Source organism: Rhizobium sp. SAFR-030, from assembly GCF_059415005.1.
Window position 1 is genome coordinate 185,377 of record NZ_JBPFDO010000005.1, and the last position, 11,916, is coordinate 197,292.

Here is an 11,916-nt window from a genome sequence, read left to right on the forward strand (position 1 = left end):
GCTTCTCATATAGGCCACTTGCCTTGTTGGCAAAGGCTTCGCCTCAACAGTCGTTGCAGGCGACGGAGGATCCGCCCCGCTGGCGATAGAAATAGTTGCGGCTGATGGTGATCGAGCGCGTTTCCGCCGATACGATGCCAGGAAGGAACATCAGCAGTTCATGCGGTACGGCAAGTTCCGAGCGGACGAGGAAGGAATCGTTTGCCTTCAGCTCTGCCGGCACATCGCTGACTACGGTGCCTGCAGGGTAGGGGCGGGCATTCCCCTGGTCCCAGGACCATGCGACCCGCGGTATGCCGTTGGCATCCACCTGGATGCCGGTGATCTTCAGGGAGATCTTGTCGGCGCTGCTGTTGTAGGGGACGAAGATCGCCTTCGCCACATCCACCATCGTCGCCAGGCTCGCCTTCGTCACGCTGCCCTGCTGGGTCACCAGATCGGCGATAGTGGCGGAGGCGCGCGTCACGCGCTTGGAGACGCTGAGGCCGATGGTCAGCTCGAAGCAGGTGATGTAGAGCGAGATCAGGATCGGCGCCAGGATGGCAAACTCGACACCGCCCATGCCGCGGCGGTCGTCGAGCATCCGACGAAAGGCCAGCATTGTCCCGCGATGCGCAGGCTTGGGCGGCGGGGAGAGCGGAGCCTTCGCCATCACGGATAATCCTCGTTCTGGAAGGCGGCGGTGCCCACAATCAGGAAGTCGCTCGGCAGCGATCCGTTGTTCGGGCGGATGTTGGTGATGTACGGCCGAACGAGATCGGTGATGATCTGCCAGCGGTAGTAGGCGCGCACCATGTTAATCGTCTTCGGGCCGCCCGGTGCGTATTTGAACGAGGCCGGGTTGAGATCGGCGTATGTGTCGGTCGACATACGCGGTATGGTCGTCGGGATCTGCGCGAAGGTAGCGAAGGAACGGACGTCCAGGTAGAGCAGTTTCGGGGTCGTCAGTTCCTGCTCGGAGCAGCGAATGAGGATAGATACCTCGTCGCAGAAGATCTTGCGGAACTGCGGCTCGGTCTTGTCGGTCGTCCGTCCCAGCGCGTAGGTGATCTGACCGGTTCGCAGCTGGCGGGACAGCGTCTCGACCGCGTTCGAGACAAGCTGTTCTGCGGTGAACGCGACGAAGGTCTCGATGATCGCGAAGATGATCATGAAATAGGGGATCGCCAGGATGGCGAACTCGATCGCCGCTGCGCCGTCCGGCGAACGCCAGATCCGTCGCCACGCTGCGTGCCTGGCAACGCCGTCGGGCTTCGGGGCAAGATGGTGCTCATCCACGCGCATCGTTCGGCCGGTTCTCCTTGAAGCTCCGGACGCTAGGCCGATTGTATTGAGAATCCGTTTCCGGGGTCGTTACATTCGCACCTGTATGGCACAGTTTGGCATGTGAACAGGACTTGTCAGTTGCCGGCCGGAGCGCCACGGGTTTGAGCGTGCTGCTCGCAATTCGGCGTGCACGACAGCACCGTCCTGTCCGTCTGGCGGAACACGCGAACGGTATTTCCTTCGTCGATGGAGACGACGATGCGCTCGTCGGCGATCGCGTTTCCGTCCGCGTCCAGAAGCACGAGATTGGTCGTCCCGAAACTGCGGCCGGTCAGCACGATGGTCATCGGGTCGGCGACCGTCGCGTCGGCAACTTCAGAATTTCCGACGATTACCTTGCTGACGGGACGGTCCAGGCGCAGCACGCGGGCCTGGTTCATGTAGACGCGCAGCAGATCACCGCCGGCCTCGTTCGCGTGAGCGATGCCGGAAAGGAGCAAGGTCGCGACCGCCATCAGGCGCGCAAGCAAGGTCCAGGGCATGGGTGATCAACCTTCCAGCAGGGGTGTTCTGAAACAGAGCATGAAGCGGAATGGTGAATGAAGCCTTACCGTCCTGAAACTATTCATGTTTCCATTTTGGCACAGGCTTCACGGTTGAAAACTGTTCCATCCTGAGCGTCTCCGGCAGCCGCTGGTCATCGCGAAACCACTGCGAACCGGGCTACATTCAGATTTCCTCAGAAAGCGCGACGCATATCTTGCATTTGAATGGTCGGTGAGACTTCTCATTTACCTTGCAGTTCGTTGTCCGGGATTAACACTTTCGTAACCGGCTTTATTAAGTGGATGGAAATCGCCTCGCCGTACCTTGGGACCACCGAACAGCGGACAACAGTTGTCGGCCTTGCTGAAGTAGAACCCGGAGTAGGAGAGTAGAATGTCCAAGATTTTCGCACGTTTTATGAAAGATGAATCGGGTGCAACGGCCATCGAATACGGTCTGATCGCTGCCCTGATTTCCGTTGCCCTGATCGCTGGCGCCACCACGCTCGGCAACAGCCTGAGCAGCACATTCAACAATATCTCTGGCAAGATGACGACGGCATCTACCAAGTACTAATGTCAGCCCATCGCTAAAGCCGCCGATCTGGCGGCTTTAGGCGCCTGAGGGACGAGCATGATCGCATATTTCTTGCCTCTCATGTTTCAGGCAGCTCTCTGCGCAGCCGCAGTCAGCGATCTCATGACGATGAAGATCCCCAACTGGATCTCCGTCCTGCTGGTGCTGCTGTTTTTCCCGGCCTGCTGGATCGTCGGCATGAGCCTGCCCGAGGTCGGTCTTTCGATCATGGCAGGGCTAGCCGTCTTTGCCCTCTGCTTCGGCCTGTTTGCCGCCAACGTCATGGGTGGCGGCGATGCCAAGCTGCTGAGTGCTGCGGCGCTCTGGTTCGGCTACAACATCTCGCTCATCTCGTTCATGGTCACCGTCGCCTTCGCCGGCGGGATCCTGACGCTGGCCATCCTGGTGCTGCGCGCCAACGCCACGACGGTGATGGCCATCGGCCTGCGCCTCCCGCACTCTCTGGTGTCGGCCAAGAAGATCCCCTATGCCATCGCCATTGCCGCCGGCGGCATCCTCAGCTGGCCAGAGGCGCCGCTGCTTCGACTGGCGTCGCTCGCCCACTGACGCGGCAGGCAGCCGCCAAGACGAAGGCTTACCGGGCGATTAACCATACGGCTAAGCTTTGCATTAACCATAACTACACCATTTGCGGACCATTCTGCGCGGGAATTGAGACTCCCCCGAGGAATGGTCATGAAACCCGCTCGCGTTATCATACTTGCTGTCGCCGTCGTCGCGGCGGGGCTTGCCGGCGTGCTGGCCATGCGCCTCAGCGGCGGGCAGACGGTGGTGCAGCAGGCCAAGGAAATCATCCGCCCCGAACCGACCGTCAACGTCCTCGTCTCGGCGGAAAGCCTTCCCGTCGGAAGTCGTCTCACGGACAGTTCCATCCGCTGGAGCGCGTGGCCGGAAGGCGGCGTGACGGAAGGCTTCATTACCGAAAAGGCGCGACCCGCGGCGATTGCCGAACTGACGGGCGCGGTCGTCCGTCTGCCGATGTTCGCCGGCGAGCCGGTGAGGGCGGAGAAGGTAGCGGACTCTTCCAATCGTATCATGTCGTCGCTGCTGCCGTCCGGCAAACGGGCCGTTGCCACCGAGATCTCGGTTGCCACCGGCGCCGGCGGCTTTGTCCTGCCCAACGATCGGGTCGACGTGATCATGGTGCGCAAGGAAGCTGAAGGTCGCTACCTCACCGAGAACGTCCTCAACAACATCCGCGTCCTGGCGATCGACCAGCATATCGAAGAGAAGGACGATGGCTCCAAGGCCGTCGTCGGAACGACGGCAACGCTGGAGCTGACGCCCGACCAGGCCAAGGTGATGGCCGTGGCGCAACAGATGGCCGACAGGCTGACGCTGTCGCTCCGGTCGATCTCCGATGCCCAGGAGCCGGACAACAAGGCGGCCGACTATCTGCTTGCAGGCGGCGACGGCAAGGCGGAGGTGCAGGTGATCAAATCCGGCGCGATCGTCACCGGCAACAGTGCCAAGCCGGCGCAGAATTAAGGACGGACAGGCAACGTGACCCACTGGATCGACAAACTTCGCGCCTCGGCAACGGCCAGCCTCTGCTTCTGCGTCGCCTTTACCGGCATGCCGCTTGCCACCGGCGGTCTCTGGACGTCCGCGGCCCATGCCGAGCAGCCGAGCCTGATCCGCATCGCCGACGCCGGCCGCGGCGTGCGCAAGCGCCTGCAGCTTGGCCTGAACAAGGCTCTGGTCGTGGATCTTCCTGCCGACGCCCACGACATCCTGGTCGCCGATCCGAGCGTTGCCGACGCGATTACCCGTACATCGCGGCGCATCTACCTGTTCGGCAAGTCGGTCGGCCAGACGAACATCTTCATCTTCGGCCCGGGCGGCGAGGAAATCGTCAGCCTCGATCTCGAAGTCGAGCGCGACATCGTCGGCCTGCAGAGCAACCTGCGCCGGTTCCTGCCGGAATCCGACATCAAGGTTGAGATCATTTCCGACAACATCGTGCTGACCGGCTCGGTGCGCACGCCGCAGGATGCTGCGCAGGCCGAGAAGCTGGCACGCGCCTTCCTGAAGGGCGGCGAGGCGACGACCCGTAACCAGACCGCCACCAGCAACAGCAGCGGTGACGGCGCCGTCGCCATCTATGCGGAAGACCGGCAGCAGTCGCAGATCGTCAACCTCCTGACGATCGAAGGCGAGGATCAGGTGACGCTCAAGGTCACCGTCGCGGAAGTCAGCCGGCAGGTCCTGAAGCAGCTTGGCTTCAACGGCACGATCTCGACGATCGGCAGCGCTGCCAGCGGCGGCATCTCGTTTGCCAATCCTGCCAATCTCGGCAACGCGATCGCCGTCGGCGGTCTCGGTCGGGCCGGCGGAACGATCGGCACCACCAGCCTTGCCACCTATGTCAACGCCATGGAACAGGCCGGCGTCATGCGCACGCTTGCCGAGCCCAGCCTGACGGCCATTTCCGGCCAGCAGGCAAAGTTCTACGTCGGCGGCCAGTACCGGCTGGCCGGCCAGCAGGAGGTTGCGGTCGACGATGCGAACAAGACGACCGTCTCCCGCACCGTGGACACTGTCGATTACGGCGTCGAGCTGAACTTCAAGCCGGTGGTCCTATCGGCCGGCCGCATCAGCCTCAACATCGAGACGAATGTCTCCGAGCCAACCTATGAGGGCTCGGTTGCCACCGGTAACGGCACCTCGCCGTCCATTCCCGGCTCGACCTACCTCTCGATCCGCAAGCGCGAGGCATCGACCACCGTTGAACTGCCCTCCGGCGGTTCGATCGTCATCGCCGGTCTGGTGCAGGACAATGTCCGCCAGGCGATGTCGGGCCTTCCGGGCATCTCCAAGGTGCCGATCCTCGGTACGCTGTTCCGCAGCAAGGACTTCATCCGCAACGAGACCGAGATGGTCATCATCGCAACACCGTATCTGGTGCGCCCGGTGGCGCGCAGCGAGATCGCGCGTCCGGACGACAACTTCAATCCGGAGAACGACGGCGCGATGTATTTCCTCAACCGGGTCAACAAGCTGTACGGGCGCAAGGAACAGGCCACTGCCGGTCCATATCACGGCGCGGTCGGCTTCATCTACAAGTGAGAGGCACAAGGACAATGACGACGAAACCGCTGCAGGCGGCCCTTCTGGTGCTCTCCACGGCTCTGCTGGCGAGTTGCGCCAATCGTGACCTGACCACCGGATCCATCCCGCTCGATTACCGCGAGCGTCACCCGATCGTGCTGACGGAAGCGCAGAGCAATCTCGACCTCCCGGTCAGCCCCAACGATTCTCGCCTCACCATCGGCATGCGGGACACGATCAAGGGGTTCGCGCAGAAGTTTGCATCCTCCTCGGCCGGCCATGTGCAGATCCAGGTGCCGAACGGTTCGCCCAACGGTCCGGCAGCACAGCACCTGTCGCGCGACATCCGCGCCACGCTGGTGACGGCCGGCATTCGTGCGCAGCGGATCGTGATGACCAGCTATGCCGCCGATGCGAGCGGCGATGCGGCGCCCATTCGCCTGTCCTATGTGGCAACCAAGGCTGTTACCTCCGCCTGCGGAGAGTGGCCGGAGGATCTGACCGACGACACCATCGCCAACCGCAACTGGTACAATTTCGGCTGCGCCTCGCAGAACAACCTTGCAGCACAGGTGGCCAATCCGACCGACCTCGTCGCACCGCGGGGCATGACTCCGATCGATGCAGCGCAGCGCTCCAACGTCATCAGCGACTATCGCGCAGCCAACAACAGCGACAACTAGCGGAGGCGCAGACACCATGAGTGCTGTCGAATACGAAATCCGCATGCAGGACGACCTTGCTCCGCCCGAGCCGTCACGGCCGAGCGACATGGAGAGCCTGCGGCCGCTGCCGCGCATTTCCGTGCACGCGTTTTGCGAAAGCGATGCGCTGCACCGGGTGATGGAGCGGCTTGGCCAGGATCGCCGCATGTCTAAGGTGAACCTGCGCGTGACGAGCGGCGGCAGTGCTGCGGCCGCCAACATGTTCGCAACGGCCCCCACCCCCAACCTCATCATCCTCGAGACGGATGCGGCTCCCGGCGATCTTCTGCAGGATCTGGCACCCCTGGCCGCCGTCTGCGATGCCTCGACGCGGGTTATCCTGATCGGCCGGCACAACGACATCACGCTCTACCGCGAACTGATCCGCAACGGCATTTCCGAATATCTTGTCGCCCCGGTGAAGATGCCGGACCTGCTCGGCGCCATCGCGACGATTTTCGTCGATCCGGAAGCCGAGCCGCTCGGTCGCTCCATCGCCTTCATCGGCGCCAAGGGCGGCGTCGGGTCCTCGACGATCGCCCACAACTGCGCGTTCGGCATTTCCTCGCTGTTCTCGACCGAGACCATCCTGGCCGATCTCGATCTTGCCTACGGCACCGCCAACATCGATTTCGACCAGGATCCGGCGCAGGGCATGGCGGAAGCCGTCTATGCGCCCGACCGGCTGGACGAGGTGTTCCTCGACCGCCTGCTCACCAAATGCTCGGAACACCTGTCGCTGCTGGCCGCGCCTTCGCTGCTTGATCGCGCCTATGATTTCGAGAAGGGCGCTTTCCAGCCGGTCATCGACGTCCTGCAGCGCAGCGCACCGATTGCCGTTCTGGACGTGCCGCATGCCTGGTCGGAATGGACCCGCAGCGTGCTTTCCGAAGTCGACGAAGTGGTGATCACCGCGGTTCCCGACCTCGCCAACCTGCGCAATGCCAAGAACATGCTCGATGCGCTGCGCAAACTGCGCCCCAACGACCGCTCTCCGCACCTGATCCTCAACCAGGTCGGACTGCCGAAGCGACCCGAGATCGCCGTTTCTGACTTCGTCGAGCCGCTGGAGATCGAGCCGATCGCCATCATTCCCTTCGATGCGCCGCTGTTCGGCAGTGCTGCAAACAGCGGGCGGATGATTACCGAGATGGACGCCAAGTCGCCGACGGCCGAGACCTTCTCGCAGATCGCCCACATCGTCACTGGACGCACGTCCATCAAGAAAAACAGGAAGGGCGGCCTCGGCAAGGTGCTCGGCCTCCTGTCACGCAAGTAATCGCTGTTTCGCAGGAACTGGATCGCAGAGATGTTCGGAAAAAGGGGTAACGAGGGGTTTGGGAAGGCAGGCGCAGGCATCGCGCCTCCGCCGGCCGCAGCGGTGGCCGCCGTTGCCGCATCGACAGGTCCCGAGATCCTCCAGGAGCCGAATGCGACCGCGCCCCGCCAGGCTGTCCCGGCGCCGCCACTGGCCCCTCAGCCGGCTCCGGCACGTCGCCGCTCGCCCCGCAACGAGGGGTACTACGATACCAAGAGCCAGGTCTTCGCGGCACTGATCGACACGATCGACCTGTCGCAGCTCTCCAAGCTCGATACCGACAGCGCGCGTGAAGAAATCCGCGACATCGTCAACGATATCATCACCATCAAGAATTTCGCGATGTCGATCGCCGAGCAGGAGGAACTGCTCGAGGACATCTGCAACGACGTCCTGGGTTACGGCCCGCTCGAGCCGTTGCTGGCGCGCGACGACATCGCCGACATCATGGTCAACGGTGCGGGACAGACCTTCATCGAAGTCGGCGGCAAGACGATCGAGTCGGAGATCCGCTTCCGCGACAACCAGCAGCTCCTGTCGATCTGCCAGCGCATCGTCAGCCAGGTCGGCCGCCGCGTCGACGAGTCGAGCCCGATCTGCGACGCCCGCCTGCCGGACGGGTCGCGCGTCAACGTCATCGCGCCGCCGCTGTCGCTCGATGGCCCGGCCTTGACGATCCGCAAGTTCAAGAAGGACAAGCTGACCCTCGACCAGCTGGTCAGGTTCGGCTCGATCACGCCGGAAGGCGCGGTCCTGCTGCAGATCATCGGCCGCGTCCGTTGCAATGTCGTCATCTCCGGCGGCACCGGCTCGGGCAAGACCACGCTTCTCAACTGCCTGACCCGCTACATCGACGCGAACGAACGCATCATCACCTGCGAGGACACGGCCGAACTGCAGCTGCAGCAGCCACATGTGGTGCGCCTGGAAACCCGCCCGCCGAACATCGAGGGCGAGGGCGAGATCACCATGCGCGACCTCGTCAAGAACTGCCTGCGCATGCGTCCGGAGCGGATCATCGTCGGCGAAGTGCGCGGACCGGAGGTCTTCGACCTGTTGCAGGCGATGAACACCGGCCACGACGGCTCGATGGGCACCATCCACGCCAACACGCCGCGCGAATGCCTGAGCCGCATGGAATCGATGATCGCCATGGGCGGCTTCACGCTCCCGGCGAAGACCGTGCGGGAGATCATTTCGGGTTCGGTCGACGTCATCGTCCAGGCCGCCCGCCTTCGCGACGGGACGCGCCGGATCACCCATGTGACGGAAGTCATCGGCATGGAGGGTGACGTGATCATCACCCAGGACCTGCTGCGCTATGAGATCGAAGGCGAAGACGCAGCCGGTAGGCTGGTCGGCCGCCATGTCTCGACCGGCATCGTCAAGCCGCATTTCTGGGATCGCGCACGTTACTATAACGAGGAACGACGGCTCGCCGCCGCTTTCGATCAGATGGAAGTCAAGACCAACTAGCCGTCGGAGGATCAGGGAATGGACATGACCGTCGTGGCGCTTGCCGTCCTCGTCGCGATCGCCGCGGCGTCGCTGGCCTACGGTCTGCTGTTCTCGCGGATCGAGGTGGAAAAGAAGACCGCCAGCCGCATGAACCGCGTCAGCTCAGCCGAGACCGACCGCGTCAAGGTCAAGGCAGCCCGCGATCGGGTTCAGGAAATGTCCAAGCGCCGCAAGTCCGTGCAGGACTCGCTGAAGGACCTGGAGCGCAAGCAGCAGGAGAACAACAAGAAGCTCGGTGACCGGAGCATCAAGGCGAAGCTTGTCCGATCCGGACTGCCGCTGACGCCTGCACGCTTCCACGTGTTCAGCGTCGTCTTCGGCATCTTCGCCTTTCTCTTCTGTCTGATGGCTGGGCTGCCGTTGCTGGGCGCAGTCGGCGTCGCCTTCGTTGGCGCGATCGGCCTGCCGCGCTGGTTCCTCGGCTTCCTCATCAAGCGCCGGCAGAACAAGTTTCTCGAAGAAATGCCGAATGCTCTCGACGTCATGGTCCGCTCGATCCGCTCCGGCCTTCCGCTCAGCGACGCGATGCGGCTGATCGCCAGCGACGGACAGGAGCCGGTGAAAAGCGAGTTCCGGCGGGTCGTGGATTCGCAGCAGGTCGGCATCAGCATCCCGGATGCCTGCGCCCGTATGATGATGACCATGCCGCTGCCGGAGGTGAACTTTTTCGCCATCGTCATCGCCGTCCAGAGCCAGGCGGGCGGCAACCTCTCCGAGGCGCTCAGCAACCTGTCGAAGGTGCTGCGCGAAAGGCGCAAGATGAAGGCCAAGGTCAGTGCCCTGTCGATGGAAGCCAAGGCGTCGGCGGCGATCATCGGGTCTCTGCCGTTCGTTGTCTCGCTGCTCGTCTACCTCACCTCTCCGCAGTACATCGGAGTGCTGTTCTCCGATCCGCGCGGCCACATCATCCTGCTGTTCTCCGGCGTCTGGATGTCGATCGGCATCTTCGTCATGCGCAACATGATCAACTTCGACGTCTGAGGATCAATCGATGTCATCGGAACTCGCCTCGCGCCTGACCGACCCGGCAACACTGCTCGCGCTTCTGGTGGCGGTGGCGGTGTTCGCCACCTTGTATTCGCTTGTCGTGCCGATGTTCGAGGGGAGGGACCTCGACAAGCGCATGCGCGCCGTATCGACTGAGCGCGAGCAGATGCGCAACCGCGAGCGGGCCCGGATGAACGCGGAGGCCAGCCGCGGCTCTCTCCGGTCGCAGAACAACCAGCCGGTTCGCCAGATCGTCGAGCGCTTCAACCTGCGCAAGGCACTTGTCGACGACAATACCGTCAACCGCTTGAAGGCGGCCGGCCTGCGCACCCAGAACGCCCTCAACGTCTTCCTCGTCTGCCGCTTCCTGCTGCCATTCCTGTTTCTGGCGGCTGCCGCCATCTGGATCTTCGGGCTCGGAAACCTGGCGTCGCGGCCGATGTCGATCCGGCTGCTGGCGACGATCGTTGCCGCCTATATCGGCTTCTATGCGCCGAACATCTACATCAGCAACCGTGTCGGCAAGCGTCAGGCATCGATCAAGCGCAACTGGCCCGACGCACTCGACCTGATGCTCATCTGTGTCGAATCGGGCGTTTCGCTGGAGGCCGCGATGCGGCGGGTGGCAGAAGAGATGGCGCCGCAGTCGCCGGCGCTGGCAGAAGAGATGGTGCTGACCACGGCCGAGCTTTCCTTCCTGCCGGATCGTCGCGTGGCGCTCGAAAACCTTGCGATCCGCACCCAGCTCGACATCGTCAAGGCGGTGACGACGGCGCTCATCCAGGCGGAGCGCTATGGTACGCCGGTGTCCCAGGCACTGCGCGTGCTCGCCCAGGAAGGGCGCGACGAACGGATGAATGAAGCGGAGAAGAAGGCTTCGGCGCTGCCGCCGAAGCTCACGGTGCCGATGATCCTGTTTTTCCTGCCGGTGCTGATCGCGGTGATCCTCGGCCCGGCCGGCATTCAGGTTGCCGATCGCTTCTGAAAGCGGATCAACTGGCGGACAGTGCCGCCCGTCCGGATCAGTTGGTAGCCTGGCTCGGCTTGCGGTCCTTGTCGGACAGCTTCGCCCAGGCATTCTGTTGCGACAGCATGGAGCGCAGGTAGGTGACGTTGGCTTCCGACTGGCTTTCCGTCAGTTCGCGCCGGGCGATCTGCTCGGCCTCGGCAAACCGGCCCTGCAGGCCGACGACCAGTGCCAGGTTCTGGCGCACGCGACTGTCGGCAGTTGATTGCTCCGATGCCGAGCGCAGGTAGGTTTCGGCGGTCTTCAGGTCTCCCGACAGCACGTAGGACATGCCGAAATTGGACATGACGCTCGGCTCCTTCGGCTGGGTGTCGAGTGCCAGCCGGTATTTCTGACGTGCCTCGTCGGAGCGGCCCAACTGGTCGAGCACGGCGCCTTCCGCGGAATAGAGCCGCCAGTCGGGGCGATCCGGTGTCTGCGCCCGGCCAATCGTCGCCAGCGCCTGCTCCAGCTGTCCGGCCGCGGCCTGTGCCTTGCCGTAGGCTGCCAGCACGTCGCGGTCGGTCGGGTTGGCGATCGCCACCTGCTGCATGACCGCCAGCGCTTGCGTGTTCTTGCCGTTCATCCGCAGAATGTTGGCGTAGTTCAGCCCGGCCGTCCTGTCCTTCGGATTGCGGTCGTAGGCGAGGCCCATGGACTTCTCGGCACCGGCGAGCTCGACTGCCGTCATCGAATCGACGGGCTTCGACAGCGAGGCGCTCGGAATGGAGCCGGTGGTCAGCCTGTCGGCCTTCTGGGTGGCGCAGGAGGGAAGCGTTGCGCAGGCAAGCGCGATGCAGGCGGCGATTTGCCATTGCCGACGCTTCGCGGATGTGGATTGTAATGCAGTCATCGTGGCTACTCGCGGTGCTTCGCGCGCTGTCCGCCGGTCGATCCTGGGGGTGGCGCTATCCAGGTCCAAG

The 11,916-nt window shown here is 63.3% G+C and carries 13 protein-coding genes; 9 read left to right on the forward strand and 4 right to left on the reverse strand.

Annotation, left to right across the window (positions count from 1 at the left end; all coding sequences use genetic code 11):
- Positions 1 to 43: 43 nt before the first annotated feature.
- From ACR65N_RS16570 to ACR65N_RS16580, 3 genes are all read right to left on the reverse strand, one after another.
- Positions 44 to 652 (reverse strand): TadE/TadG family type IV pilus assembly protein, encoded by a 609-nt coding sequence (locus ACR65N_RS16570; RefSeq protein ID WP_440457910.1) that lies wholly within the window; start codon positions 650 to 652, stop codon positions 44 to 46.
- Positions 652 to 1,284: a TadE/TadG family type IV pilus assembly protein gene (locus ACR65N_RS16575; protein ID WP_440457911.1), complete on the reverse strand. Its 633-nt coding sequence runs from the start codon at positions 1,282 to 1,284 to the stop codon at positions 652 to 654. The genes ACR65N_RS16570 and ACR65N_RS16575 overlap by 1 nt, the downstream gene beginning before the upstream one ends.
- 116 nt (positions 1,285 to 1,400) lie before the next feature.
- Complete coding sequence (locus tag ACR65N_RS16580; protein ID WP_430306563.1) at positions 1,401 to 1,781, reverse strand: pilus assembly protein N-terminal domain-containing protein; 381 nt, start codon at positions 1,779 to 1,781, stop codon at positions 1,401 to 1,403.
- A 424-nt stretch (positions 1,782 to 2,205) separates the two neighbouring features.
- Between ACR65N_RS16580 and ACR65N_RS16585 the strand changes: the two genes are divergently transcribed.
- The 9 genes from ACR65N_RS16585 (at position 2,206) to ACR65N_RS16625 (ending at position 10,972) form a co-directional block, all read left to right on the forward strand.
- Positions 2,206 to 2,388 (forward strand): Flp family type IVb pilin, encoded by a 183-nt coding sequence (locus ACR65N_RS16585; RefSeq protein ID WP_430306274.1) that lies wholly within the window; start codon positions 2,206 to 2,208, stop codon positions 2,386 to 2,388.
- Positions 2,389 to 2,469: 81 nt separating this feature from the next.
- Positions 2,470 to 2,955 (forward strand): A24 family peptidase, encoded by a 486-nt coding sequence (locus ACR65N_RS16590; protein WP_440458124.1) that lies wholly within the window; start codon positions 2,470 to 2,472, stop codon positions 2,953 to 2,955.
- Between the two features lie 129 nt (positions 2,956 to 3,084).
- A complete protein-coding gene (gene cpaB, locus ACR65N_RS16595) occupies positions 3,085 to 3,897 on the forward strand; it encodes a Flp pilus assembly protein CpaB (protein ID WP_440457912.1) in 813 nt (270 codons plus the stop codon).
- A 15-nt stretch (positions 3,898 to 3,912) separates the two neighbouring features.
- Positions 3,913 to 5,478: a type II and III secretion system protein family protein gene (locus tag ACR65N_RS16600; protein ID WP_440457913.1), complete on the forward strand. Its 1,566-nt coding sequence runs from the start codon at positions 3,913 to 3,915 to the stop codon at positions 5,476 to 5,478.
- A gap of 14 nt (positions 5,479 to 5,492) precedes the next feature.
- The gene (locus ACR65N_RS16605; RefSeq protein ID WP_430306269.1) at positions 5,493 to 6,143 is read left to right on the forward strand and encodes a CpaD family pilus assembly protein; all 651 of its coding nucleotides are present in this window, start codon (positions 5,493 to 5,495) and stop codon (positions 6,141 to 6,143) included.
- A gap of 16 nt (positions 6,144 to 6,159) precedes the next feature.
- Entirely contained in the window at positions 6,160 to 7,443 is a 1,284-nt protein-coding gene (locus ACR65N_RS16610; protein WP_430306268.1) for a CpaE/TadZ family protein, read from the forward strand.
- Positions 7,444 to 7,473: 30 nt separating this feature from the next.
- Positions 7,474 to 8,958, forward strand: coding sequence for a TadA family conjugal transfer-associated ATPase (locus tag ACR65N_RS16615; protein ID WP_430306267.1), 1,485 nt, complete (start codon positions 7,474 to 7,476; stop codon positions 8,956 to 8,958).
- Positions 8,959 to 8,976: 18 nt separating this feature from the next.
- The gene (locus tag ACR65N_RS16620) at positions 8,977 to 9,981 is read left to right on the forward strand and encodes a type II secretion system F family protein (protein ID WP_440457914.1); all 1,005 of its coding nucleotides are present in this window, start codon (positions 8,977 to 8,979) and stop codon (positions 9,979 to 9,981) included.
- A 10-nt stretch (positions 9,982 to 9,991) separates the two neighbouring features.
- Positions 9,992 to 10,972 carry a type II secretion system F family protein gene (locus ACR65N_RS16625; protein ID WP_440457915.1) on the forward strand — a complete coding sequence of 327 codons (981 nt, stop codon included), beginning with the start codon at positions 9,992 to 9,994 and terminating at the stop codon, positions 10,970 to 10,972.
- 37 nt (positions 10,973 to 11,009) lie between these two features.
- Here ACR65N_RS16625 and ACR65N_RS16630 read toward each other — a convergent pair whose 3' ends face one another.
- Entirely contained in the window at positions 11,010 to 11,846 is an 837-nt protein-coding gene (locus ACR65N_RS16630; protein WP_440457916.1) for a tetratricopeptide repeat protein, read from the reverse strand.
- Between the last annotated feature and the right edge of the window lie 70 nt (positions 11,847 to 11,916).